This is a genomic window from Streptomyces sp. NPDC045678 (assembly GCF_056432085.1).
The window spans coordinates 214,687-240,838 of the sequence record NZ_JBWKJS010000013.1; the positions used below are offsets into that span (position 1 = coordinate 214,687).

The following is a 26,152-nucleotide window of genomic DNA, read 5'->3' on the forward strand; positions in this document are numbered from 1 at the left end:
TCCCCAGGCCGCCCCGCCCCGCGGACGGCTTCCTTGAAAGCCCTGGTGCTGGCCGGTGGAACGGGCAGCAGGCTGCGCCCCTTCACCGACACCGGTGCCAAGCAACTGCTGCCCATCGCCAACAAACCCGTGCTCTTCTACGGCCTCGAAGCCATTGCCGCGGCCGGCATCCGGGAGGCCGGAATCGTCGTCGGCCGACGCGGCGACGAGGTCCGCGAGGCCGTCGGCGACGGCGGCGCCTTCGGCCTGCGTGTCAGCTATCTCCACCAGGAGCGGCCGCTCGGCCTCGCCCACGCGGTGCTCATCGCCCGGGAGTTCCTCGGCGACGACGACTTCCTGCTCTACCTCGGCGACAACTACCTCCAGGACGGCCTCACCGGCTTCGCCCAACGGGCCACCGACCATCCGGGCGCCGCCCGCCTCCTCCTCACCCCGGTCGCCGACCCGACGGCGTTCGGCGTCGCCGAACTCGACGCCCACGGCGACGTGGTGAGCCTGGAGGAGAAGCCCGACCGGCCGCGCAGCGACCTCGCCCTGATCGGCGTGTACGCCTTCGGCAAGGACATCCACGAGGCGGTCAGGGCGATCAGGCCCTCCGTGCGCGGCGAGCTGGAGATCACCGACGCCGTGCAGTGGATGCTCGACCGGGGGCTGCGGGTGCGCGCTGAGACCACCACCCGGCCCTGGCGCGACACCGGCAGCGTCGACGACCTCCTGGAGGTCAACCGGCAGGTCCTCGACGGCATCGACGGCCGTGTCGACGGCAAGGTCGACCCGGAGAGCACCGTGCTCGGCCGGGTCCGCCTCGCCGAGGGCGCCGTGGTGCGCGGCTCGCGCATCGTCGGCCCCGCGGTGATCGGCGCGGGCACCGTCATCAGCAACTCCAGCATCGGCCCGTACACCGCCATCGCCGAGGACTGCCGGATCGAGGACAGCGCCATCTCCCACTCCGTGCTGCTGCGCGGCGCGGACGTGGAGGGCGCCTCCCGCATCGAGTCCTCGCTCATCGGCCGCGGCGCCGTCGTGGCCCCCGCACCGCGGCTGCCCCACGCCCACCGACTCGTCATCGGCGACCACAGCAAGGTGCAATTGACCTCATGAACCACGTCGACCCCACGGGCCGCCGCGGCCGCCGCCTCCTCGTCACCGGCGGCGCCGGCTTCATCGGCTCCGCGTACGTCCGCTCACTCCTCGGCCCCGCGGGCCCGCCCGGCATCGAAGTGACCGTGCTCGACAAGCTCACCTACGCCGGCAGCGTCGGCCGCCTCGACGAAGTCCGCTCCCATCCCGGATTCACCTTCGTGCGCGGCGACGTCTGCGACGCCCGGCTCGTCGGCGAACTGGCGGCGGACCACGGCCAGGTGGTGCACTTCGCCGCCGAGTCCCACGTCGACCGCTCGATCACGGACGGCTCCGCCTTCACGCGCACCAACGTGCTCGGCACCCAGACCCTGCTCGACGCCGCGCTCCGGCACGGCGTCGCGACCTTCGTCCACGTCTCCACCGACGAGGTGTACGGATCGATCCCGCGGGGCGCGGCCACCGAGGAGGACCCGCTGCGGCCCAACTCCCCGTACGCGGCGTCGAAGGCCGCAGCCGACCTCGTCGCCCTGGCCCAGCACCGCACCCACGGCCTGGACGTCCGCGTCACCCGCTGCTCCAACAACTTCGGCCCGCACCAGCACCCGGAGAAAGTCATCCCGCGGTTCCTGACGTGTCTGTTGAACGGGGAGAACGTCCCGGTGTACGGCGACGGGCTACAGGTACGGGACTGGCTGCACCTGGACGACCACGTCCGCGGACTCGAACTGGTCCGCACCCGGGGGCGGGCGGGGGAGATCTACAACATCGGCGGCGGCACCTCCCTCACCAACCTGGAGCTGACCGAGCGGCTGCTCGCCCTGTGCGGCGCCGACGCCGGACGCATCACACACGTCACGGACCGCAAGGGGCACGACCGCCGGTACGCCGTGGACCACACGAAGATCAGCCGTGAGCTCGGCTACCGGCCGGGCTCCGATTTCGACGCGGCGCTCGCCGAGACGGCCCGCTGGTACCGGCACAACCGCTCGTGGTGGCAGCCGTTCGTCGCGGCGGCGTGAGCGCCTGTGTCATCACCCCGTCCGGGTGGGCGCCGCCTACGCCTTGCGTCCGGACCCCGTGGAGCCCCGCACCACCAGCTCCGGCATGAAGACGAACTCGCCGTGCGGCGCCGGTGTGCCGCCGATCTCCTCGAGGAGCGCGCGGACCGCCGCCTGGCCCATGGCCTGCACGGGCTGGCGGATCGTGGTCAGCGGCGGATCGGTGAACGCGATGAGCGGCGAGTCGTCGAAGCCGACGACCGAGATGTCCCGCGGCACGCTCAGGCCCAGGTCGCGGGCGGCCCGGATCGCACCGAGCGCCATCATGTCGCTGGCGCACACGACGGCGGTGCAGCCCCGGTTGATGAGGGTGGTGGCCGCGGCCTGACCGCCCTCCAGGGTGTAGAGGGAGTGCTGGATCAGCTCCTCCGACGCCTCGTCGTCCAGGCCGAGGCGTTCGAGCAGCCCGAGCCGGAAACCCTCGATCTTGCGCACCACGGGGACGAACCGCTTGGGGCCGACCGCGAGCCCGATGCGGGTGTGGCCGAGCGAGGTCAGGTGCGTGACGGCGAGGCGCACGGCGGCGCGGTCGTCGGTGGAGACGAAGGGGGCCGCCACGTCCGGCGAGAAGCCGTTGACGAGGACATAGGGGACACCTTGGGCGCGCAGCACCTCATACCGCTCCATGTCGGCGGTGGTGTCGGCGTGCAGGCCCGAGACGAAGATGATGCCGCTGACACCGCGGTCCACGAGCATCTCGGTGAGCTCGTCCTCGGTGGAGCCGCCCGGCGTCTGCGTCGCGAGGACCGGCGTGTACCCCTGACGGGTCAGGGCCTGCGCGATGACCTGCGCGAACGCGGGGAAGATCGGGTTGTCCAGCTCCGGCGTGATGAGGCCGATGAGCCCCGCGCTGCGCCGGCGCAGCCGCACCGGGCGTTCGTACCCGAGTACGTCGAGGGCGGCGAGCACCGCCTCACGGGTGCCGACGGCCACCCCGGGCTTACCGTTGAGGACGCGGCTCACGGTGGCTTCACTGACCCCCGCGTGGGCTGCGATGTCGACAAGCCGTGCGGTCATGGCACTGGACTGTACCTGTCATCGGGGTGATTGCCCACTGCCGGTGAAATCTTGTGGAAGCTTGCGGAAAGAGCTGTCTTGCAAGAGTCTTGCAGTCGCCCTCACCGCCCCCGGTGCCCCTGCTCTCCCGCACCCGGTGCCAGGCGCCCCGCGGCCCTGTCAAGCGCGAGTCGGGCCACGGTAAGGACACACAGATGTAACGATCGCCGATCCTTGCAGAAATTTACCGCAAGGTCTTTCGGCAACATTCCAACGCTGTTACGTTCCTGGCAACCCGGCGCCGCCGTCCAGAGCGGCCAGCAGGAGGCACCTCTTCGTCTCCCCTTGATTCCGGGATCAGTTGAAGGAGTTCACATGCGGCGTGGCATTGCGGCCACCGGGCTGATCGCGGCCCTGGCCATGACAGCGGCAGCGTGCGGAGGCGACGACGGAGGCAGCGGCGGGAGCAAGGGCGGGAAGCTCTCCGGCACCGTGACCTTCTGGGACACCTCGAACGACGCCGAGAAGGGCGCGTACGAAAAGATCGCCAAGAGCTTCGAGAAGCTGCACCCGGACGTCGAGGTCAACTATGTGAACGTCCCGTTCGGCGAGGCCAACGCCAAGTTCAAGAACGCCGCGGGCGGCAACTCCGGCGCCCCCGACGTGATGCGCACCGAGGTCGCCTGGACCCAGGACTTCGCCTCGCTCGGCTACCTCGCCCCCCTCGACGAGACCGTCGCGCTCGACAAGGCGGACGACTACCTTCCGCAGGCCGCGGCGAGCACGAGGTTCAAGGGCAAGACGTACGCCGCGCCGCAGACCATCGACACCCTCGCGCTCTTCTACAACAAGAAGATGCTCGAGGCCGCGGGCGTCGAGGTGCCGAAGTCCTTCGACGAGGTGAAGTCCGCCGCGAAGAAGATCAAGTCGAAGTCCGGCAAGACCGGCCTCTACCTGCGCGGCGACGACCCGTACTACTACCTCCCGTACCTCTACGGAGAGGGCGGCGACCTCCTGGACACCAAGAACAAGAAGGTCACGGTCGACGAGCCCGAGGGTGCCGAGGCCTTCTCGGTGATGAAGGACCTGGTCGACTCCAAGGCGGCGGTCACCGACGCGAGCGACGGCTACAACAACCAGCTCAACGCCTTCAAGGACGGCGACGTCGCCATGGCGCTCGACGGGCCGTGGTCCATCGAGGGAGCCCTGCAGGGCAAGCAGTTCAAGGCCGACAAGGGCAACCTCGGCGTCGCCCCCGCCCCGGCGGGAAGCAAGCGCCAGGGCGCCCCGCAGGGCGGCTGGAACCTCGCCGCCTACGCCGGCTCCGGCAACCTCGACGCGGCCTACGAGTTCATCAAGTACATGAGCTCCGCCAAGGTGCAGCAGCAGACCACCGAGCAGCTCAGCCTGCTGCCGACCCGCACCTCCGTCTACGACGTGAAGTCCGTCAAGGACAACCAGATGGTGCAGTTCTTCAAGCCCGCCGTCGCCAAGTCCGTGCAGCGGCCGTGGATCCCGGAGGCCAACGCGCTCTTCGAGCCGATCCGCCTGCAGCTGGAGAAGGTGCTCAGCGGCAAGTCCTCGCCCGAGAAGGGCGCCAAGGGCATCGGTGACGCCTACCGCAAGCTCCTCAAGGACTACAAGTAAGAAGAGGGAGGGCTGACCGACTCATGGCTGTCGAGACCGGCCAGTCGGTGGTGAAGGCCGCGGATGTCAAGAGCATCCGCGGCCGCGGCCACCGGCCCGGCAAGAAACCGGGGCGGCTGCGCAGGGCGTTCGCCACTCACTGGTACGCGTGGGCCATGGTCGCCCCCGTGGTGACCGTGATCGGCGTGATCGTCGGCTACCCGCTGGTGCGCGGCGTGTATCTGTCGACGACCAACGCCAACGAGGCGAACGTCGAGCGGCACATCGGTGTCAACGACATCCCCGCCACGTACGAGTCCGTCGGGCTCGACAACTACCAGGCGATCCTCTCCGACGGCGTCTTCTGGGACCGCCTCACCTGGACCGTGGTGTGGACCGTCTCCTGCGTCGCGCTGTCCTTCACGCTCGGTCTCGCGCTCGCCACGATGCTCAACCGCAAGCTGGCGGGGCGCTCCTTCTACCGGATGGCGCTGATCCTGCCGTGGGCGGTGCCCGCCTTCGTCTCCGTCTTCACCTGGCGCCTGCTCTTCAACGAGAAGAAGGGCCTCCTCAACAAGATCCTCGAGGGCGGCGGCATCGACGCGATCCCGTGGCTCAACGACCCGACCTGGGCGAAGATCTCCGTGATCACCGTCAACGTCTGGCTCGGCGTGCCGTTCATGCTGGTCGCCATGCTCGGCGGACTGCAGTCCATACCGGGTGAGCTGTACGAGGCGGCCGAGATGGACGGCGCCAACGCCTGGCAGCGCTTCCGCCACATCACCCTGCCGGGCCTGCGCACCGTCGCCAGCACGGTGATCCTCATCAGCGGCATCTGGACCTTCAACATGTTCCCGGTGATCTTCCTGCTCACCAGGGGAGGCCCGGGAGACGCCACCGAGATCCTGGTGACGTACGCCTACCGGCTCTCGTTCGTCGTCAGCCCACGCGACTTCGCGGGCTCCGCGGCCTGGGGCGTCCTCATCCTCGCCCTCCTGTCGATCATCGCGGTGGCCTACCGCCGCGCGCTCCGCAAGCAAGGAGAGGTGTGGTGACCACCATGGAAGCGAAGGCGCGGAACCGGGCGAAGAACCGCAGGCCCAGGGGGCGCGACGAGCGCGGCCCGCTCGCCTCGGCCGCCCTGCACGTCACGCTGCTGCTCGCCAGCGCCATCGCGGTCCTGCCGCCCCTGTGGCTCCTGGTCACCTCGTTCAAGCCGCAGGGCGAGGCCTTCTCCACCGACCTGGTGAAGGACTTCACGTTCGGCAACTACGACCACGTCCTCAACGACACCGAGTTCCCGAACTGGCTCCTCAACTCCCTCATCGTCGTGGGCCTGACCACGGTGATCGGCGTCTTCATCTCGGCGACCACCGGGTACGCGGTGAGCCGCTTCAAGTTCCCCGGCATGCGGCCGCTGATGTGGCTGCTCCTCATCACCCAGATGTTCCCGGTCGCGGTGCTCATCGTGCCGCTGTACAACCTGCTCGCCACGCTCGGGCTGCTCAACCAGCCCGTCGGGCTCGTCGTCACGTACCTGACGATCGCCGTGCCGTTCTGCGCCTGGATGATGAAGGGGTACTTCGACACCATCCCGGTCGAGATCGACGAGGCGGGACGGGTGGACGGACTCAACCCGTTCGGCACCTTCTGGCGGCTCATCGTGCCGCTCGCCAAGCCCGGCCTCGCCGTCACCGGGTTCTACAGCTTCATCACCGGCTGGGCCGAGGTCGCCTACGCGTCCGCCTTCATGACCGGCGAGGAGAACCTCACGCTCGCCGGCGGCCTGCAGACCTTCGTCAACCAGTACACCAGCGACTGGGGTTCGCTGACGGCGTCCGCGGTGATCGTGGCGGTGCCCGCCGCGGTGATCTTCGGCTTCGCCCAGCGCCACCTGGTCTCCGGTCTGACGGCGGGCGCGACGAAGTCCTGAGGCGTCCCGTTCCGAGGCGTCCCGTCGCACCCGCCACCCGCACAGTGCGCACGCCCCGTCGGCGGCGCCGGACCGACACCGTCCGGCGCCGCCCCCACCACACTCGATCCCCAGGGAAGACATGACCCAGCATCTCGCTGCCCCTGCCGCCCCCACCACCGAGACGCGCACGGACTGGTGGCGCGACGCGGTGATCTACCAGGTGTATCCGCGCAGCTTCGCCGACGGCAACGGCGACGGCATGGGCGACCTGGAGGGCATCCGCAGCCGACTGCCGTACCTCAGGGACCTCGGCGTCGACGCCGTCTGGCTCAGCCCCTTCTACGCCTCGCCACAGGCCGACGCCGGCTACGACGTCGCCGACTACCGTGCCATCGACCCGATGTTCGGCAGCCTCCTCGACGCCGACGCGGTGATCCGCGACGCCCACGAGCTGGGCCTGCGCATCATCGTGGACCTGGTGCCCAACCACTCCTCCGACCGGCACGACTGGTTCCGCCGCGCGCTGCGCGAGGGCCCGGGATCGCCGCTCAGGGAGCGCTACCACTTCCGCCCCGGCAAGGGCGAGAACGGCGAACTCCCGCCCAACGACTGGGAGTCCATCTTCGGCGGCCCCGCCTGGACCCGGGTGCCCGACGGCGAGTGGTACCTCCACCTCTTCGCACCCGAGCAGCCCGACTTCAACTGGGAACACCCCGCCGTCCAGGACGAGTTCCGCTCGATCCTGCGCTTCTGGCTCGACATGGGCGTCGACGGCTTCCGCGTCGACGTGGCCCACGGCCTGGTGAAGGAGGCGGGCCTGCCCGACATCGGCCGCCACGACCAGCTCAAACTGCTCGGCAACGACACCATGCCGTTCTTCGACCAGGACGGCGTGCACGAGATCTACCGCAGCTGGCGGCAGGTCCTCGAGGAGTACGAGGGGGCCCGCATCCTCGTCGCCGAGGCGTGGACGCCGACCGTCGAGCGGGCCGCGCAGTACGTCAGGCCCGACGAGATGCACCAGGCCTTCAACTTCCAGTACCTGGGCACCTCCTGGGACGCCGCCGAGCTGCGCGAGGTCATCGACGTGTCGCTGGCCGCGATGGACCCGGTGGGCGCCCCCGCCACCTGGGTGCTCTCGAACCACGATGTGACCCGGCACGCCACCCGCCTCGCCAACCCGCCGGGCCTCGGCACCCAGCTGCGCACCGCCGGCGACCGCAAGCTCGGCCTGCGCCGCGCCCGCGCGGCGACCCTGCTGATGCTGGCGCTGCCCGGTTCCGCGTACCTGTACCAGGGCGAGGAGCTGGGCCTGCCCGACGTCACCGACCTGCCCGACGAGGTGCGCCAAGACCCGTCGTTCATCCGCGCCGAGGGGCAGGACGGCTTCCGGGACGGTTGCCGGGTGCCCATCCCGTGGACCACGGACGGCTCGTCGTACGGCTTCGGGGCGGGCGGCAGCTGGCTGCCGCAGCCCGAGGGCTGGGGCGAGCTGAGCGTGCAGGCGCAGACCGGCGACCCCGGATCGACCCTGGAGCTCTACCGCAGCGCGCTCGCCGTGCGGCGCACGGAACCGGGGCTCGGCGCGGGCGGCGCCGTCGAGTGGCGCGACGCCCCGGAAGGCGTGCTCGTCTTCGCCCGCGAGGGCTTCGTGTGCACCGTGAACACCACCGCGGAGACCGTCAGGATCCCGGCTCCCGGCCGCGTCCTGCTCGGCAGCGAGGAGGCGGAGGTCTCGGACGGAGCCGTGCACCTGCCCGCCGACACCACCGTCTGGTGGGCGGTGTGACGCTGCCCTCCGCGCCGCGGGACGCCCACCGGGGCGCCCCGCGGCTCCTGGACATCGCGGCCCAGGCCGGTGTCAGCGAGGCCACGGCGAGCCGGGTCCTGAACGGCAAGGCGGGGGTCGCGACCGGCACCAGGCGCCGGGTCCTCGCCGCCCTGGACGTCCTCGGCTACGAACGGCCCACCCGGCTGAAACGGCGCAGCGCCGGGCTCGTCGGCCTGGTCATACCCGAGCTGACCAACCCGATCTTCCCCGCCTTCGCGCAGGTCATCGAGCAGGTCCTGGCCGGCCACGGCTACACCCCGATGCTCTGTACGCAGATGCCGGGCGGCGCCACCGAGGACGAGCTGGTCGAGCAGCTGGAGGACCGCGGGGTCAGCGGCATCATCTTCCTGTCGGGTCTGCACGCCGACATGACGGCCGACACCGCGCGCTACCGCGAACTGGCCCACCGCAAAGTGCCGTTCGTCCTCGTCAACGGCTACAACGAGGACATCCCGGTCTCCTTCGTCTCGCCCGACGACCGCTCGGCGGTGCGCATGGCCGTGCGCCACCTCGTCGACCTCGGGCACGAGCGGATCGGCCTGGCCGTCGGACCGACCCGGTACGTGCCCTCGCGCCGCAAGGCGGAGGGGTTCACGGCGGCCCTGCACAGCATGCTCGGGCTGCCCCGGGCGGAGGCCGAACGCCTCGTGCAGCGCACCCTGTTCACGGTCGAGGGCGGGCAGGCCGCTGCCGGAGCCCTCCTCGATCTCGGGTGCACGGCGATGGTGTGCGGCAGCGACCTGATGGCGCTCGGCGCCGTCAGGACCGTGCGCGAACGCGGCCTCACCGTGCCGGGCGACGTCTCCGTGGTCGGCTTCGACGACTCCCAGCTCATCGCCTTCACCGACCCGCCGCTGACGACCGTGCGCCAGCCGGTGCAGGCGATGGCGACCGCCGCGGTGGGCGCGCTCCTGGAGGAGATCGACGGAAACCCCGTGCAGCGCACGGAGTTCGTGTTCCAGCCGGAGCTGGTCGTGCGCGGTTCGACCGGGGTGTGTCCAGAGGGTTGACCCCGTGCGGGGGGCGCCATACGGTCCAACCCGCAACAACTTGTGCGGACTTGCTGCAAGGACTTGCTGCTTGCTCGAGGAAGCACTTGCTGAAGGTTCTCCCAACGCGCAGGAGGTACCCCCATGACCGGCCGGACCACCAAGAGCCGCAGACCCGTCGCGACCGCGCTCGCCCTGATGGCGGGTGTCGCGGGCAGCGTCGTCGCCGGGGCCCCCGCGGCCCAGGCCGCCCCGCCCGGCGGCAAGGACGTCACCGCCGTCCTCTTCGAGTGGAACTTCAAGTCCGTCGCCAAGGCCTGTACGGACCGGCTCGGCCCGGACGGTTACGGGTACGTGCAGGTGTCACCGCCGCAGGAGCGCCTCCAGGGCGACGCCTGGTGGGCCGCGTACCAGCCGGTCAGCTACAAGATCGGCACCCGGCTCGGCGACCGCGCCGCGTTCAAGAGCATGGTCGACACCTGCCACTCCGCCGGGGTCAAGGTCGTCGCCGACGCGGTGATCAACCACATGACCAACGCGTCCGGCACCGGCTCGGCGGGCTCCGGCTTCACCAAGTACGACTACCCGGGCACGTACTCGTCCGCCGACATGGACGACTGCAAGTCCGCCATCAGCAACTACCAGGACCGCTGGAACGTCCAGCACTGCGAGCTGGGTGGCCTCGCCGACCTCGACACCGGCGAGAACCACGTGCGCGGCCGCATCGCCACGTACCTCAACGACCTCCTCTCGCTCGGCGTCGACGGCTTCCGCGTCGACGCGGCCAAGCACATCCCCGTAGACGACCTGAAGAACATCAAGTCGCGCCTGAGCAACCCGGGCGTCTACTGGAAGCAGGAGACGCTGTACGGGGCGGGCGAGCCCGTCTCCCCGAGCGAGTACACCGCGACCGGCGACCCGCAGGAGTTCCGGTACGCCTGGGACCTCAAGCGCGTCTTCAACAACGAGAAGCTCGCCTATCTGAAGAACTACGGCGAGGGCTGGGGCTACATGCCGGGCGGCACCAGCTCGGTGTTCGTCACCAACCACGACACCGAGCGCCACGGCCAGACCCTCAGCTACAAGGACGGCGCCAACTACACCCTCGCGCACGTCTTCATGCTGGCCTGGCCCTACGGCTCTCCCGACGTCCACTCCGGCTACGAGTTCGGCAACAACGACGCCGGTTCGCCCAACGGCGGCGAGGTGAAGACCTGTTACAGCGACGGCTGGAAGTGCCAGCACGCCTGGCCGGAGATCCGCAGCATGGTCAAGTTCCGCAACACCGCGCGCGGCGCGTCCGTCACCAACTGGTGGGACAACGGCGACAACACGATCGCCTTCGGCCGCGGCGACAAGGCGTACGTCGTCATCAACCACGAAGGGTCCGCCGTCAACCGCACCTTCCAGACCTCCCTGGCGGCGGGCACGTACTGCGACGTGCAGAGCGGCAGGAGCGTCAGCGTGAACGGCTCGGGACGGTTCACGGCGTCCGTCGCCCCGAACACGGCCCTCGCGCTGCACACCGGGGCCAAGAACTGCTGACCGGCCCCACCACCCATGACCGGCCGCCCGGCCCATCCTTGTCCCCGCTGCCGGGCGGCCGCACCTTCTTCCCACCTCTCAAGGAGAGACCTTCGTGACCGGCTCCCCGCGCCGCACCGCCGTCACCGTGGCGGTCGCCCTGCTCGCCGCCACCGTGCCCCTGACCGCGACGGCGACCGCCGTACCGACGGCACCGTCGGCGCCGTCCGCCGCGGCCGAGCAGACCGATCCACTCGACCTGTCGACGTCACGGGCCCAGTGGATCGACAGGAACACCCTCGCCTGGGACGCGAGTGCGGGCAGCCGCCACGAGATCCTGTACGCACCCCACGGCGGCCTCACGGTCGAGGGCGGCGACATCGGGGGAGCGGTGGCGCACCGCCTCCGCCTCACGCCGGCCGACGGCGGGCTCACCGACGCCCAACAGGCCAAGTACCCGCACCTCAAGGGCTACGCCGCCTTCACCGTCGACCCTCGCGACCGCCACCTGCTGCGCGCCGCCCTCACCGGTCAGCTCGTCGCCACCGTCCGCTCCGCCGACGGCACCCTGCGCTCCGCCACCGGCGTACAGACCCAGGGCGCCCTCGACGACCTCTACGGAGCGGCCGCCACCAAGGCCACCCTCGGGCCCCGCTTCGCACACGGCCGCGTCACCCTCGCCGTCTGGGCCCCCACCGCCCAGCGGGTCTCCCTCGACATCGGCGGCCGCACGGTGGAGATGCACCGGGACCGCGCCTCCGGGGTCTGGTCGGCGACCGGGCCCGGCAGCTGGTCGGGCAAGGCCTACCGGTACGTCGTCAAGGTGTGGGCGCCGAGCGTCCGCAAGGTCGTCACCAACAAGGTCACGGATCCCTACTCCACCGCCCTCACCACCGGCTCCGAGCGCAGCCTCGCCGTCGACCTGGCCGACCCGCGGCTCGCCCCCAAGGGCTGGGCCGGGCTGCGCAAGCCGAAGCCCACCCCGCTGCGCGCCGCGCGGATCCAGGAGCTGCACGTCAGGGACTTCTCCGTCGCCGACCGCACGTCGGACCACCCGGGCAAGTACCTGGCGTTCACGGACGAGAAGTCCGACGGCATGAAGCACCTGCGCCGCCTGGCCCGCGCCGGCACGTCGTACGTGCACCTGCTGCCCGTCTTCGACATCGGCACCGTCCCGGAGCACGCCGCCGACCAGGCAACTCCCGACTGCGACCTGCCCGCGTACGCCCCCGACTCCGACGAGCAGCAGGCGTGCGTCACCGAGACCGCGGGCAAGGACGCGTACAACTGGGGCTACGACCCGCTGCACTACACGGTCCCGGAGGGTTCGTACGCGAGCGACCCCGAGGGCACCCGCCGCACCGTGGAGTTCCGCAAGATGGTGCAAGGCCTGAACGGGGCGGGACTGCGCACGGTGATGGACGTCGTCTACAACCACACCGTCGCGAGCGGCCAGGCCGACAAGTCCGTGCTCGACAAGATCGTGCCCGGCTACTACCAGCGCCTGGACGCCGACGGCGCGGTCGCCACCTCCACGTGCTGCGCCAACACGGCACCCGAGAACGCGATGATGGGCAAGCTCGTCGTCGACTCGATCGTCACATGGGCGAAGGAGTACAAGGTCGACGGCTTCCGCTTCGACCTGATGGGACACCACCCGAAGGCCAACATCCTTGCCGTCCGCGAGGCGCTCGACACGCTGACCCCCGCGAAGGACGGCGTCGACGGCAAGAGCATCGTCCTGTACGGCGAGGGGTGGAACTTCGGCGAGGTCGCCGACGACGCCCGCTTCGTCCAGGCCACGCAGCGGAACATGGCGGGCACCGGCATCGCGACGTTCTCGGACCGGTCGCGCGACGCGCTGCGCGGCGGCGGCCCGTTCGACGGGGACCCGGGCGTGCAGGGCTTCGCCAGCGGCCTGTACACGGACCCCAACGCCTCCAGGTCGAACGGCACTTTGGCCGAACAGAAGGCCCGCCTCCTGCACTACCAGGACCTCATCAAGGTCGGCCTGACCGGCAACCTCGCCGACTACACCTTCAAGGACTCGGCCGGACGTACGGTCAAGGGCGCGGACGTCGACTACAACGGCGCCCCCGCCGGTTATGCGGCGCAGCCCGGCGACGCGCTCTCCTACGCCGACGCACACGACAACGAATCGCTGTACGACGCGCTCGCCTTCAAGCTGCCCAGGGACACGGCACCGGCCGACCGGGCCCGCATGCAGGTCCTCGCCATGGCGACCGCCGCCCTCTCCCAGGGACCGGCGCTCTCCCAGGCGGGCACGGACCTGCTGCGCTCCAAGTCCCTGGACCGCAACTCCTTCGACAGCGGCGACTGGTTCAACACGATCAACTGGGACTGCCGCGCGGGCAACGGCTTCGGCCGGGGCCTGCCTCCGGCCGCCGACAACAAGGACAAGTGGCTCTACGCCAAGCCCCTGCTGTCGTCCGCGTCCACGCTGACCCCGAACTGCGAGGAGATCAACGGTACGTCGGCCGCGTACCGGGACCTGCTGCGCCTCCGCACGACCGAACCGGCCTTCTCCCTCGCCACGGCCGGGGAGGTCCAGTCGGCGCTGTCCTTCCCGCTGTCCGGGACCGCCGACGAGACGCCCGGCGTCATCACCATGCGGCTCGGCGACCTGGTCGTGGTCTTCAACGCGAGCCCGCGGACCCAGCGGCAGCGGGTCGGAGCGGTGCAGGACGCTCGGTACGCCCTGCACCCCGTCCAGGCATCCGGCTCGGACCGCACCGTCAAGTCGGCGACGTACGACCGGAGTTCGGGAACGTTCTCCGTCCCCGCGCGGACGGTCGCCGTCTTCAAGCGCGGCTGAGCGGTTCGGATCCCGGGGCCGGCCCGGGTCAGGCGTCGTGGGGGAGCGGGGCGGCCGGGCTGACGAGGTTCGCGGCCCGCAGGTCCGTCCAGAAGGCGTCGGGGACGTTCTCGTTCAGGGCGGCCGCGTCCTCGGCGATGCGGCTGGGCCGGGTGGCGCCGGGGATGACGGCGGCGGTCGCGGGGTGGGCGAGGGAGAACTGCAGGGCCGCGGCCTTGATGCTCACGCCGTGCTGCTGGGCGAGGGACTTCAGGCGGCCGACGCGCTCGACGATCTCGGCGGGCGCCTCCTGGTACTCGAAGTGGGTGCCGCCCGCGAGGATGCCGGAGCTGTAGGGGCCGCCGACGACCATGTCGACGCCCTGTTCCCGCGCCGCGGGCAGCAGTCGCTGGAGGGCGTGCTCGTGGTCGAGGAGGGTGTAGCGGCCCGCGAGGAGGAAACCGTCGGGGCGCGGCTCGTCCAGGTCGAGGGTCAGCTCGATGGGCTCGGTCTTGTTGACGCCGAGGCCCCACGCCTTGATCACGCCTTCGTCGCGCAGCCGGGACAGGACGCGGAAGGCGCCGGTGCGGGCCTCCTCGAACTTCTGCAGCCACTGGTCGCCGTGGAAGTCCTGGGCGATGTCGTGGACCCAGACGATGTCCAGACGGTCGGTCCCCAGCCGCTTGAGGCTGTCCTCTATGGAGCGTTCGGTGGCGTCGGCCGTCCACTCGTGCACGATCTTGTTCGGATTGCCGTGCTCGAACAGGCCGCCCTTCTCGCCGAAGTCGGGCGTGGCGGTCTCGTGCTCGTCGAGGATGACGCGTCCGACCTTGGTGGACAGGACGTAGGAGTCGCGGGGCTTGCCGGCGAGCACCTCGCCGAGCCGGCTCTCCGCGAGTCCGGCGCCGTAGAAGGGTGCCGTGTCGTAGTAGCGGATGCCGTGGTCCCAGGCGGCCTCGACGGTGGCGCGGGCCTCGTCGTCGGGGATGGCGCGGAACATGTTGCCGAGCGGGGCGGTGCCGAAGCCGAGACGGCCGGGGAGGAAGGACGTGATGCCCATGGGGAAAGATCCTTGCGTCGTCGAGGGGAGGTGACCGGATAGGCGGATACGCGGATACCCAGATACCCAGATACCCGGATACGCGGCATTTCTCCGCCTCCGCGGCTCTTGCTCCACCGAGGTTAGGATCGACGGGCCAGACTGTCCAAGACTTGCTTGGTCATACTTGAGTCCCCCGAGGTCTTACATGCTCGACCTGCGACAACTGCGCTATTTCGTGACCGTGGCCGAGGAGGAGCACGTCGGACGGGCCGCCGAGCGCCTGCGCATCTCACAGTCCCCGCTCAGCCGGCAGATCGCCCAGCTGGAGAAGAACCTGGGCCTGACGCTCTTCGAGCGCAGCCAGCAGCGCCTGCGGCTCACCTCCGACGGCCGTGTCTTCCTCGCCGAGGCCACCGCCCTGCTGCGGCACGCGGACCGGCTGGAGAACCTCGGCCGGCGCCTCGGCCGCGGCGACGAGGGCGGTCTCTGCGTGGGGTACGTGAGCGACGCCATGCACACCGGCCTGCTGCCCGGCGCCCTGCGCACCCTCAACGAGGCCCGCCCCGGCATCCACGTGGCTCTCTACGACCTGACCGCCCCCGAGCAGTTCGAGGGCCTGCGCCGCCGCGGCCTGGACATCGCCCTGGTCCCGGAGGCGCCGCCCGCGGAGGACCCCGACCTGCGCGGTGCGCTCCTGCTCGCGGACCCGCTGCTCCTGGCCGTCCCCAGCGGCCATCCGCTGGCCGACGCCGACGAGGTGCGGCCCGAGGATCTCGACGGCCTGCCGTGGATCGCCGTCGAGGACGGCGAGGACCACGTCTGGCGGGACGAGTTCGTCGCCGCGTGCGCCGCCGCCGGGTTCGCCCCCGACATCCGCTTCGAGGCCCCGGAGCCACTGACCGCGCTGGGCCTGGTGGCGTCCGGGCTCGGGCTGGCGTTCGTGCAGAAGAGCATGGTGCGCGGCGGCACGGAAGGGGCGACCGTCCGCGAACTCCCGTGGTTCCGGCGCTCGGTCCGGCTGTGGGCCGTTTGGCACCGCATCGACCTGCGCCCGATCGTCACCGCGTTCCGCGAGACGGTGCTGGCGGCCGGTGACGGTGCCGGTGAAGCGGAGCAGGGCAGGGTCAGCTGATCCGTTTGAAGTTGTCGCCGAACGTCCAGCCCTTCGAGCCGTCCCAGTTGATCGACCAGGTCATCAGGCCCTTGAGGGCGCCGTTGTAGCGGTTCCAGGCCTGGGAGACGAGGCTCGGGGACATGTAGCCGCCGCCCGCGCCCGGTTGGGCGGGGAGGCCGGGGACCTGCTTGTCGTAGGGGACCTTGATGGTGGTGCCCTGGATGTTCAGGCCCTTGTTGAGGCAGTCGGTCTGGGCGGTGAAGCCCTGCACGGTGCCCGCGGAGTAGGAGTCGCCGGAGCAGCCGTACATGCTGCCGTTGTAGTACTGCATGTTCAGCCACCACAGGCGGCCGTTGTCCGCGTACTTCTTGATGATCGGCAGGTACGCGCCCCAGATCGAGCCGTAGACGACGCTGCCGCCCGTGACGTACGCCGTCTCGGGGGCCATCGTGAGGCCGAAGCCCGCGGGCATGCGGGCGAGCACGCCGTCGATGATGCGGATGAGGTTGGACTGCGAGGCCGACAGCTGGTTGATGTTGCCGCTCCCCACGAGGCCCGTCTCGATGTCGATGTCGATGCCGTCGAAGTTGTACTTCTTCAGGATCGGCACGATCGTCTCGACGAAGCGGTCGGCGACGGAGGTGGAGTTCAGGTCGATGCCGGCCGTCGCGCCGCCGATGGACATCAGGATGGTCGCGCCGTCCGCCTTCGCCTGGCACATCTCGGCGGGCGTCGCGACCTTCACCGTGGCGTCCATGCCGTCCTCCCACAGGACGGTGCCGTCGGAGCGGATGACGGGGAAGGCCGCGTTGATGACGTTGTAGCCGTGCTGCTTGATGCGGCTGTCGGTGATGGGGGTCCAGCCGAACGGTGGGTGCACGCCGTTGGACGCGCCGTCCCAGTTCTCCCAGTACCCCTGGAGCACCTTGCCCGCGGGCTTCGGCTTGACCGCGCAGGTGTCGGCCCGCGGGGCGGCCGGGCCGGGGGCCGCGTCGGGGGCCGCCGCGGCGGCCGGCAGCTGTGCGACACAGACCAGTGCCAGGGCTGAGCCCAGCAGGCGTAACGTCCGACCGATCACGCGGTGCTCCCTGGGTGCGGTGGGGGATGCGGAGACGTGCCTCGTGCGGTGCGCCAACCTAGGCTGGACCAGACCAGGCGTCAATAGGTCTGTACCAAAGGGGTGTTGGGGTCTCGGTAGAGGCGGCGGTCCGTGCTCAGTCGTCCACCGGCAGGCCCTGCGGTTCCTTGATCCGCTTCATGATGATCTGCGAGTTGACCTCGGTGACTCCGGCCAGCGTGGTGAGCCGCTCGATCCACAGCCGTTCGTACGCGGCGAGGTCGGCGACCGCGATGCGCAGCAGGCAGCCGGGGCTCCCGAACAGCCGGTACGCCTCGATGACGTCCGGAATGCCCTCGAGCGCCGCCTCGAACGCCTCAACGGTCTCACGGTCGCGGCGCACCTCGATGGAGACCAGCACCTCGAAGCCCCGGCCGACCGCTTCCGGGGCGACGACCGCGCGATATCCCTGGATCACGCCGTCCAGCTCCAGCTGGCGCACCCGCCGCATGCAGGGTGACGCGCTGAGGCCGACCCGGGCGGCCAGCTCCTGATTGGTCAGCCGCCCGTCGCTCTGCAGTTCGCGCAAGATGTTGCGGTCGATCTCGTCCATGACGCAATTATCCACCAGGCATGTTGCACAAGTCTTCGATTTTGGCAAACACATTGCGCAATGTTCGATCTATCCTTGCGGCGAGGCTGCCCACCACTCAGGGGGCTGATGGTCCTCAGGTTCCCTGGGAGGTATACGGACGTGGAAGCACAGGCGCGACGGATCGTCGTCATCAGCACCGGCGGGACGATAGCGAGCCGTTGGCAGGGGACCGGTTTCGCCGCCGACGCACCCGGCCGCGAGGTGCTCGCCACGGCCGCGATGCCCCAGGACATCACCTCCGAGGTCATCGACCTGTTCAACGTGAACAGCCCGCGCCTGACCTCCGCCCAGCAGCTCACCCTCCTGCGCACCGTGCACGAGGTCCTCGCCGACCCCGGCGTCGACGGCATCGTCGTCACGCACGGCACGGACACGCTCGAAGAGTCCGCCTTCCTCCTCGACCTGTACCACGACGACCCCCGGCCGGTCGTCTTCACCGGAGCGCAGAAGCCGCTCGGCGCCGAGGACGGCGACGGCCCCGGCAACCTGTACGACGCGCTGCTCACCGCCGCGACCGTCCGCGACCTCGGTGTGCTGGTCGTCTTCGACGGCAAGGTGCACGCGGCGCGCGGCACGGTGAAGACCCAGACCCTCGCCGCCGACGCGTTCGCCGATCCGTCGGGGCCGCCCGTCGGCAAGGTCGGCTTCGGCAAGGTCTCGGTACTGCGCCGGCCGCGGCGTCCCGCGCCACTGCCGCTGCCCCCGGCCGACGCGACCCTGCCGCGCATAGACATGGTCATGCACCACGTGGACGCCGACCCGCTGTTCGTGGAGACGGCCGTCGCGGCGGGCGCGCAGGGCATCGTGCTCGTCGCCACGGGGGCGGGCAACGCGACTCCCGAGTTCGTCGGCGCCGTCACCGCGGCGATCGAGCAGGGCGTCCTGGTCGCCCTCACCACCCGCGTCCAGGGCGGTCCCGTCACGGAGATCTACACGCACGGCGGGGCGGTAGACCTCGCGGCGGCCGGAGCGGTGCTCACGGGGACGCTGCGCGCCGGGCAGGCGCGGAGCGCGGTGCTCGCGGTACTGCTCTCGGCCTCCGGCCAGGGGGAGCGGATCTCGGCTCTGCGGCACGTTGTCGGGTCGGATGCGGTCCTGGACGGCGCGGGTGAGGGTGAGGCCGCGGCCGCCTGAGAGTTTCCCGTCCGCGGGCCGTGGGGGCGGGTCGCGCAGTTCCCCGCGCCCCTGAACGGAACCTCGCCCGCCCCCCAGAAGCAAGCACAAGTCGCCTCGCCCCCCGAAGGGAAACCCGAAGGGAGAGAAGCGGCGCCCCCGCACCCCGAAAAGAAACACATACGCATCATGAGCACTGCCCCCGCCTCCGCCTCCGCCCCCACCCACCGTCGCGAGCACGACCTGCTCGGGGACCGTGACGTGCCCGTCGATGCCTACTGGGGCATCCACTCCCTCCGCGCCACGGAGAACTTCCCCATCACGGGCATCCCGATCTCCGTGTACCCGCAGCTCATCGACGCGCTCGCCGCCGTCAAGGAGGCCGCGGCCCGTGCCAACGAGGAGCTGGGGCTGCTGCCCGCCGCCAAGGCCGACGCCATCGCCGCCGCGTGCCGGGAGATCCGCGCGGGCCGGCTGCACGACCAGTTCGTCGTCGACGTCATCCAGGGCGGCGCCGGCACCTCCACCAACATGAACGCCAACGAGGTCGTCGCCAACCGGGCGCTGGAGCTCCTCGGGCACCCCAAGGGCGCGTACGAGCACCTGCACCCCAACGAGGACGTCAACCTCAGCCAGTCCACCAACGACGTGTACCCGACCGCCGTGAAGGTCGCGACCGTCAGCGCCGTCCACGGACTGCTGCGCGCGATGTCGGTCGTGCAGGACGCGTTCGCCGCGAAGGCCCTGGAGTTCCGCGACGTCCTGAAGATGGGGCGCACCCAGCTCCAGGACGCCGTGCCGATGACGCTCGGCCAGGAGTTCTCCGCGTACGCCGTGATGATCGACGAGGACCGCGCGCGGCTCGCCGAGGCCGTCGAGCTCATCCACGAGATCAACCTCGGCGCCACCGCCATCGGCACCGGCCTCAACGCCCCCGCCGGATACGCGGAGACCGCCCGCCGCCACCTCGCCGAGATCACCGGCATGCCGCTGGTGACCGCCGCCAACCTGGTCGAGGCCACACAGGACTGCGGCGCCTTCGTGCACCTGTCCGGCGTCTTGAAGCGCATCGCGGTCAAGCTCTCCAAGAGCTGCAACGACCTGCGGCTCCTCTCGTCCGGCCCGCGCGCGGGCCTCAACGAGATCAATCTGCCGCCGGTGCAGGCCGGGTCGAGCATCATGCCGGGCAAGGTCAATCCGGTCATCCCCGAGGTCGTCAACCAGGTCGCCTTCGAGGTGATCGGCAACGACGTCACCATCACGATGGCCGCCGAGGCGGGACAGCTCCAGCTCAACGCGTTCGAGCCGGTCATCCTGCACTCCCTCGCCAAGAGCATCACCTCGCTGCGCGCGGCCTGCCTGACGCTCGCCGAGCGGTGCGTGACGGGCATCACCGCCAACACGGAGGTGCTGCGCGCCTCGGTGGAGACCTCCATCGGCCTGGTCACCGCGCTCAACCCGCACATCGGATACACCGCCGCCACCGAGATCGCGCAGGAGGCCCTGAGCACCGGCCGGGGCGTCGCCGAACTGGTTCTCGAGAAGGGTCTGTTGCCCGCGGAGCGCCTCGCGGAGCTGCTCACCCCGGAGCGGGTGGCCGGAGCTGCCTGACCGGGGCCGTGCTCGGATAGCATGATCCGGCCCCGGCGAGAGTGGACTGTTTCAGCCCACGCACCTAACAAACGGCCAGACCATTGATATCTAACGCACCGCGGATATCTCCGCGCAAAGACCGCACACAGCCGATCTCGGCCCTGCGCCGCCCCCGGGTGCTGCTGTGGACCGCGGCGGGTGTGGTGACCCTCGGGTTCCTCATCGTGCTGGAGATCGCCTCGCGGCACTACGGCCTGCCGGGGCCGATCGCCAACCAGGCGGGCGAGGTGATCTTCGCGCCGAAGTCGGGGCCGCTGCTGTACGCGAGCCTGGCGCTGACGATGGTGGTGCTCACCTGGCGGCAACGGCTCGTCGCCGCCGGTGTCGCCATCGGCATCGACGTCGTCTTCTTCCTGGTGCGGTGGGCGGTCGACGCCGACCAGATGTTCGGCAACGGCGCGCTGTGGGTGATCCTCGGGTGCGGGATCATCGCCGTCACGCGCCGCACCGGGCCGGAACGGGTCCTGCTCCTGAAGGGCGTCGGCCTCGGCCTGCTGCTCGTGGCCGGCCGCAAGACCGGTGACGCCTGGCTGCTCATCACCTCGAAGACCCGCCCGACGGTCCTCGACCCGTACGTCGCCGTCGCCGACCACGCGCTGGGCAACCCGTCGTGGCTGGTGGGGCGGATGGTCGAGGCCACAGGGCCGGTCGGCTCGCACCTCCTGGACTGGGTCTACATCCAGCTCGCGGTGGCCGCGGTCTGCGTCTCCCTGTACCAGCTGCGCAACGTCGCCACCGAGGGCCGCTTCCCCGGCCACTACCTGGTGCGCACCTTCCTGGTGATCGGCCTGGTCGGACCGGCCATCTACATGATCTTCCCCGTGGTCGGCCCGATCTTCGCGTACGGAGACGGGGCCTTCGGCACCGGCGGCGGACAGTGGGCGCTCGCCGAGCTGTGGCCGCACACGGCACCGCCGCTCACCGCCCCGCACGCGATGCCGTACGACGGGATCACCCCGCGCAACTGCATGCCCAGCCTGCACACGGCATGGGCCACCGCGATCTTCATCCACTCCCGCAAGGGACCGCGCCTGCTCCGGTACGCGGGCACCTTCTGGCTCGTCGCGACCCTCACGGCCACCCTGGGCTTCGGCTACCACTACGGCGCGGACCTCATCGCCGGTGTCGTGTTCGCGTTCACCATCGACGCGGCGATGCGCTCGTTCGACCGCGGCTGGGACCGGTCGGCCGTCCGGCTCGTCGCCTACGGCACCGGCGTCTTCGCCGCGCTCCTGGTGGCGTACCGGTATCTGCCGACGCAGATGGCCGAGTACCCGTGGGTGGCGGGACCGCTGCTCATCCTCGCGATGGCCTCGGTCGTCCAGGGCTACATGTGGACGACCAGGCTCTGGGAGCCGAAGGCAGTACCGGCCGAACCGAAGCCGCAGCCCGAGCTGGTCTGAGGCGTCCTCACCGCTCCCGGCCGGCCGCCAGCACGTCGAGCGCGGCCTGCGCCGTGAACTCCTGCTGACCACCCCTGAACAGCAGCTCCGCGCCCGCGAAGGCCGGGTCGTCCGCATGGGCGGCGACATAGGGGACCGCGATGCAGCGCATGCCTGCCGCGTGCGCCGCCGCGGCACCAGGAGCCGCGTCCTCGAAGACCACGCAGTCCGCGGGCTCCGCGCCGAGCAGCGCGGCCGCCGCGAGGAACACGTCCGGCGCGGGCTTGCCGCGCTCCACCTCCTCGGCGGAGACGAACGTCGTCAGCTGCGCGTCCAGGCCCGTCCCGGCCAGGATCGCCCCGATGGCCGCGCGTGAGGAACCGGACGCGACGGCCATCGGCACTCCCGCGTCGTGCAGCCGCTCGACGAGCTTGCGCATCTCGGGGTAGACGGGGGTCCGGGCGCGGGCCAGCTCCAGATAGCGGCGGTCGAGGTCGACGAGCAGCTCGGCCACCGAAGCCCCTATCCCGTACTCCCGCCTCCAGAGCGCGAGCGTCTCGTGGGAGCTGATGCCCACGTACTGCTCGTTGTCGGCCCAGGTGTACTCCCGGCCCGTGAAGTCGGCGAGCAGGGCCCGCGAGGCTTCGTAGTAGTTGGGCTCGCTGTCCACGAGGGTGCCGTCGAGGTCGAGGACGACCGAGGTCCTGCCGAAGGTGCTCATGGCCTCCAGCATGCCAAACGGCCAGGTCAACCCGGCCCGCTCACCCTTACCCGCCGACCGGCCCGCCGACCGATCCGCCGACCGACCTGCCGACCGACTCGACGAGCGGGAGCAGCCGGTGCGGCACCCGCTCCCGCAGTGCCATCTCCGTCCGCGTGCGCACGACCCCCGGCAGATTGATCAGCCGCTGCACGACGTCCTCCAGATGCCCGTTGTCGCGCGCCGCGACCCGCGTCAGGAGGTCGCCGCCGCCCGTGATCGAGTGCGCCTCGATGATCTCCGGCACGGCGGCGAGCGCGTCCCCCACCTCGTCCAGATGCCCCTGCGTGACCTCGATGTGGACGAAGGCGAGCACGGGGTGACCGAGCGCGGCGGGGGAGAGGAAGGGCCCCGTGCCGGTGATCACGCCGTCCCGCTCCATGCGGTCGAGCCTGGCCTGGAGGGTGCCGCGGGCGATGCCGAGGACGCGGGCGTACTCGCGCAGGCTGGTGCGGGGCTGTTCGAGCAGCAGCCGGAGGATGCGGGTGTCGAGTTCGTCGACGGCCATGGTCCGAGGTTCTCCCAGGTGGGCGGGGGTGATCGCAGGTGACTGTAGCCGTTCCGGCCGCACCCGCGGACGCGCCCGCCCACCGTGGCGCGCTACTTGGGCGTGACCCAGATCTGGCGCTTGTACGTGTTCGCCGCGTACAGCTGGACCTTGGTGCTGTTGGCGGTGGAGCCGCCCTTCACGTCGAGGACCTTGCCGGACGCGACGTGCACGATCTGGCCCTTGGCGTTGACCTGCCAGCGCTGGGACGCGCCGCCGTGGCAGTCGGAGAGGGCGATCTTGTTGCCGTTGGTGCTCGCGTTGCGGTAGTTGTCCAGGCACTTGCCGAGGGCGCGGATCGTGCTGTCCTTCTGCAGGATCCAGGACTGCCCCGGGCCGCTGTTGCAGGTGTAGATCTGGATCTGCGTGCCGTTGGCCGCCTTGCCGCCCTTGGCGTCGAGGCACTTGCGGCCGAGGCCGGTGACCTTGCCCTGCGGGGGCAGCGCCGCGCCGCCACCGCGAGCCAGGTGGCGCAGGCCCTGCATGTCGTACTGCTGGACGTAGGTGCCCGCGCGCTTGTCCTGGTACGCGTTGGTGGGCGTGCACATCACGGGGAACTGGCCGGAGTCCGACCCCTTGACGCAGTCGCCGCGGGTCGCGCTGCGGTTGGCGTGCGCCAGGCCCATCGTATGGCCGAGCTCGTGGCTGATGTGGTTGCGGAAATACGTTTCGCCCATGGACGGGGCGGGCTTGCCGGCCGACGTCAGGAACTCGTCGTCGATGTACGCGTGCCCGCTGGTCACCGTGTCGGCGACGGACGAGGAGTAGAAGCCGCAGCTCAGGTTCTTGCTGCCGGAGCCGTCACGGACCACCTTCCAGCCCGCCGAGCCCCCGTCGGCCGGCGGGACGCAGGGCCGGTGCAGCACACCGACGATGATCTCGCCCTTGGGCCGGACGTAGTCCCAGCCGACCGGCCGCGTGTCGACCTTCACCGGGAGCGTCGTGACGCGCTGGAGGTCGGCGGCGGACTTCTTCACGTACGGGGCCAGCCAGTCCGCCGACTTCTTGTCGTAGAACTTGATCGTGTAGCCGTCGGCGAGGTACTTCGACGCACCGCCCGACTGCCAGCCCGTGCCGTGCGGGGCGGCGGCCGCGGCACGCCCGTCCGAGGCCGACGGCGCCGCGGAGCGGGCCACGGGCGTCGACTTCAGGGACATGACGCCGTCCTCGAACGCCGTGCCGTCGGAGCGGGTGGCGCCAAAGTCCGCCGCCTCGGCAGCCGGGCGCACCGCGGCCGGTTCGTCGTCGCCGCCGGTGCCGAAGGCGGCGGGAGACAGCTGGACCCCCGCCACGACGGCCGCCGCGGCGCCCACGCCGGCCATCGCCATGCGGCGCTTGCGTGCGCCGCGCTTACGTATGGAACTCAATTCCCCGTTGTCCTCTCACTGCCGAGTCACTGTCGAACAGACCCACAGATGATAGGCGTGAACTGGGGTACGGATGTTGCCAGTTGCGGCGGTCAGTGCGCGTCCTCCGTCGGGCGCAGGTTCTTCGGGATCTTCGCCCAGGTGAGCGCCGCGGCGGCCAGCGGCAGCGCGGCCGCCATCAGGAACGTGGGCGTCATCCCGGAGGTGAACGCGTCGGCGGCCCGCGAAAGCAGCTCGGCACCGGCCGGGCCCGTGAGGCCGGACGCCACCCGGGCCGCCTCGCCGATCGAGTCGCTCACGGACGCCGCGGTGTCCGCCGTGAGACCGAGGTCGGGCAGGTTCGCGCGGTAGAGCGCGGTGGCGACGCTGCCGAGCACGGCCACGCCCATCGCGGCGCCCAGCTCGTAACAGGTCTCCTCGACCGCCGCCGCGCCGCTGACGTCCTCGGCGGGGGTGGCGGCCATCAGCGTCACGGACGCGGCGGTCGTCGCGATGCCGACGCCGCAGCCGAGCACGCCGAGCGCCACCGCGACCTCGCCGTAGCCGAGCGGCCCCGACTGCTGGAGCAGCCACGGCAGGGAGAGCCCGGCGGTCATCAGGAGCAGCCCACCGCCCATGACGTGGCGGATCGGCAGGCGGTGCATCAGCGCCGGGGTGACCAGCGAGGTCAGGACCAGGCCGAGCGGCGCGGGCAGCAGGCGGACGCCCGCCTCCAGGGGGCTGTAGCCCTGGCCGTACTGGAACCACTGGGTGATCAGGAACAGCGCAGAGCCCAGCGCGATCATGCCGAGGAAGATCGAGGTCGCGGCGATGGCGAAGGGCCGGGACGCGAAGAGGCGTACCCGCAGCAGCGGGTGGGCCAGGCGCAGCTGGCGGCGTACGAAGACCGTGAGGGTCACCGCCGAGACGGCGAGGAGTGCCCAGGCGACGGGGTCGGCGGGGCCGCCCTTGCCGAGCTGCTTGATGCCGCCCGCGAGGGCGAGCATGCCGACGACGGACTGGCCGACGCCCCACCAGTCCCAGCGGCCCTCGCGGGGCCGGTGGGACTCGGGCAGGATCCACAGGCCGAGCGCGATGATCACCAGCGCGACCGGGATGTTGACGAGGAACGCCGACTGCCAGCCGTTGTGCTCGACAAGGAGACCGCCGACGACCGGGCCGAGCGCCATGCCGCCGCCGAAGACGGCCGACCACACCGCGTAGGCGAGGGCGCGCTCGCGGGCGTCGGTGAAGACCTTCCGCAGGATCGACAGGGTGGCCGGCATGATCGTCGCGCCACCGGCGCCGAGCAGCGCACGGGCGGCGATGACCTGCCACGCGGCGGTCGCGAAGACGGCGAGCAGCGAGGCGAGGGCGAAGACGCCGAAGCCGATCAGGAGCAGCCGCTTGCGGCCCCACCGGTCGCCGAGCGCACCCGCGGTCACGAGGAGGCCGGACAGCACGAGGGCGTAGATGTCGATGATCCACAGCTGCTGTACGGAGCTGGGCCGCAGATCGGCGACCAGGGAGGGGAAGGCGACGTTCAGGATCGTGGTGTCCATGGCGATCAGCAGGAGGCTGCCGGAGAGGATCGCGAGGACGGCCCAGCGTCGTGGATCACGCTGCGGGGTCATGTGGGGTAACAC

General features: G+C 70.8%; 20 protein-coding genes and 1 pseudogene. 13 read left to right on the forward strand and 8 right to left on the reverse strand.

Going from position 1 to position 26,152, the window contains the following annotated elements; translation table 11 throughout:
* The first annotated feature begins 33 nt into the window (after positions 1-33).
* Together AC07DO_RS36950 and rfbB are read left to right on the forward strand one after the other, a co-directional pair.
* The gene (locus AC07DO_RS36950; RefSeq protein ID WP_479066366.1) at positions 34-1,101 is read left to right on the forward strand and encodes a glucose-1-phosphate thymidylyltransferase; all 1,068 of its coding nucleotides are present in this window, start codon (positions 34-36) and stop codon (positions 1,099-1,101) included.
* Positions 1,098-2,102, forward strand: a complete 1,005-nt coding sequence (rfbB, locus tag AC07DO_RS36955) for a dTDP-glucose 4,6-dehydratase (RefSeq protein ID WP_479066368.1) — start codon at positions 1,098-1,100, stop codon at positions 2,100-2,102. Before AC07DO_RS36950 ends, rfbB begins: the two co-directional genes overlap by 4 nt.
* 36 nt (positions 2,103-2,138) lie before the next feature.
* Here the strand turns inward: rfbB and AC07DO_RS36960 are convergent, their stop codons facing one another.
* A complete protein-coding gene (locus tag AC07DO_RS36960) occupies positions 2,139-3,158 on the reverse strand; it encodes a LacI family DNA-binding transcriptional regulator (protein WP_150182517.1) in 1,020 nt (339 codons plus the stop codon).
* 354 nt (positions 3,159-3,512) lie between these two features.
* Here AC07DO_RS36960 and AC07DO_RS36965 point away from each other — a divergent pair, with 354 nt between their 5' ends.
* The 7 genes and pseudogenes from AC07DO_RS36965 (at position 3,513) to pulA (ending at position 13,858) form a co-directional block, all read left to right on the forward strand.
* On the forward strand, positions 3,513-4,784 hold the full coding sequence (locus AC07DO_RS36965) for an extracellular solute-binding protein (protein ID WP_479066370.1): 1,272 nt from the start codon (positions 3,513-3,515) through the stop codon (positions 4,782-4,784).
* Between the two features lie 23 nt (positions 4,785-4,807).
* A complete protein-coding gene (locus AC07DO_RS36970; protein WP_479066372.1) occupies positions 4,808-5,818 on the forward strand; it encodes a carbohydrate ABC transporter permease in 1,011 nt (336 codons plus the stop codon).
* 5 nt (positions 5,819-5,823) lie between these two features.
* Positions 5,824-6,696 (forward strand): sugar ABC transporter permease, encoded by an 873-nt coding sequence (locus tag AC07DO_RS36975; RefSeq protein WP_479066431.1) that lies wholly within the window; start codon positions 5,824-5,826, stop codon positions 6,694-6,696.
* 121 nt (positions 6,697-6,817) lie between these two features.
* Complete coding sequence (locus AC07DO_RS36980; protein ID WP_479066374.1) at positions 6,818-8,467, forward strand: glycoside hydrolase family 13 protein; 1,650 nt, start codon at positions 6,818-6,820, stop codon at positions 8,465-8,467.
* Complete coding sequence (locus AC07DO_RS36985; RefSeq protein WP_479066376.1) at positions 8,464-9,519, forward strand: LacI family DNA-binding transcriptional regulator; 1,056 nt, start codon at positions 8,464-8,466, stop codon at positions 9,517-9,519. The genes AC07DO_RS36980 and AC07DO_RS36985 overlap by 4 nt, the downstream gene beginning before the upstream one ends.
* A 123-nt stretch (positions 9,520-9,642) precedes the next feature.
* Positions 9,643-11,040, forward strand: a pseudogene (locus AC07DO_RS36990) (alpha-amylase); the annotation flags it as partial.
* Between the two features lie 97 nt (positions 11,041-11,137).
* On the forward strand, positions 11,138-13,858 hold the full coding sequence (pulA, locus tag AC07DO_RS36995) for a pullulanase-type alpha-1,6-glucosidase (protein ID WP_479066378.1): 2,721 nt from the start codon (positions 11,138-11,140) through the stop codon (positions 13,856-13,858).
* Positions 13,859-13,886: 28 nt separating this feature from the next.
* Here the strand turns inward: pulA and AC07DO_RS37000 are convergent, their stop codons facing one another.
* On the reverse strand, positions 13,887-14,897 hold the full coding sequence (locus AC07DO_RS37000) for an aldo/keto reductase (protein ID WP_479066380.1): 1,011 nt from the start codon (positions 14,895-14,897) through the stop codon (positions 13,887-13,889).
* Between the two features lie 187 nt (positions 14,898-15,084).
* On the opposite strand from AC07DO_RS37000, the gene AC07DO_RS37005 reads away from it, so the two are divergent.
* Positions 15,085-16,011 carry a LysR family transcriptional regulator gene (locus AC07DO_RS37005; protein ID WP_479066382.1) on the forward strand — a complete coding sequence of 309 codons (927 nt, stop codon included), beginning with the start codon at positions 15,085-15,087 and terminating at the stop codon, positions 16,009-16,011.
* Here the strand turns inward: AC07DO_RS37005 and AC07DO_RS37010 are convergent.
* Positions 16,004-17,068 carry a chitinase gene (locus tag AC07DO_RS37010; protein ID WP_479066433.1) on the reverse strand — a complete coding sequence of 355 codons (1,065 nt, stop codon included), beginning with the start codon at positions 17,066-17,068 and terminating at the stop codon, positions 16,004-16,006. The genes AC07DO_RS37005 and AC07DO_RS37010 overlap by 8 nt on opposite strands.
* Before the next feature lie 139 nt (positions 17,069-17,207).
* Entirely contained in the window at positions 17,208-17,663 is a 456-nt protein-coding gene (locus AC07DO_RS37015; RefSeq protein WP_479066384.1) for an Lrp/AsnC family transcriptional regulator, read from the reverse strand.
* Between the two features lie 141 nt (positions 17,664-17,804).
* Between AC07DO_RS37015 and AC07DO_RS37020 the strand changes: the two genes are divergently transcribed.
* The 3 genes from AC07DO_RS37020 (at position 17,805) to AC07DO_RS37030 (ending at position 21,874) form a co-directional block, all read left to right on the forward strand.
* Complete coding sequence (locus tag AC07DO_RS37020) at positions 17,805-18,839, forward strand: asparaginase (protein ID WP_479066386.1); 1,035 nt, start codon at positions 17,805-17,807, stop codon at positions 18,837-18,839.
* A 168-nt stretch (positions 18,840-19,007) separates the two neighbouring features.
* Positions 19,008-20,429 (forward strand): aspartate ammonia-lyase, encoded by a 1,422-nt coding sequence (aspA, locus tag AC07DO_RS37025; RefSeq protein ID WP_479066388.1) that lies wholly within the window; start codon positions 19,008-19,010, stop codon positions 20,427-20,429.
* 161 nt (positions 20,430-20,590) lie between these two features.
* Positions 20,591-21,874: a phosphatase PAP2 family protein gene (locus AC07DO_RS37030; RefSeq protein WP_479066435.1), complete on the forward strand. Its 1,284-nt coding sequence runs from the start codon at positions 20,591-20,593 to the stop codon at positions 21,872-21,874.
* Positions 21,875-21,881: 7 nt separating this feature from the next.
* Here the strand turns inward: AC07DO_RS37030 and AC07DO_RS37035 are convergent, their stop codons facing one another.
* The 4 genes from AC07DO_RS37035 to AC07DO_RS37050 form a co-directional block, all read right to left on the reverse strand.
* A complete protein-coding gene (locus AC07DO_RS37035; RefSeq protein ID WP_479066390.1) occupies positions 21,882-22,574 on the reverse strand; it encodes an HAD family hydrolase in 693 nt (230 codons plus the stop codon).
* A gap of 46 nt (positions 22,575-22,620) precedes the next feature.
* The gene (locus AC07DO_RS37040) at positions 22,621-23,121 is read right to left on the reverse strand and encodes an Lrp/AsnC family transcriptional regulator (protein ID WP_479066392.1); all 501 of its coding nucleotides are present in this window, start codon (positions 23,119-23,121) and stop codon (positions 22,621-22,623) included.
* Between the two features lie 92 nt (positions 23,122-23,213).
* Positions 23,214-24,527 carry a ricin-type beta-trefoil lectin domain protein gene (locus AC07DO_RS37045; RefSeq protein WP_479066394.1) on the reverse strand — a complete coding sequence of 438 codons (1,314 nt, stop codon included), beginning with the start codon at positions 24,525-24,527 and terminating at the stop codon, positions 23,214-23,216.
* Positions 24,528-24,619: 92 nt separating this feature from the next.
* The gene (locus AC07DO_RS37050; RefSeq protein ID WP_479066396.1) at positions 24,620-26,140 is read right to left on the reverse strand and encodes an MFS transporter; all 1,521 of its coding nucleotides are present in this window, start codon (positions 26,138-26,140) and stop codon (positions 24,620-24,622) included.
* Positions 26,141-26,152: the final 12 nt, after the last annotated feature.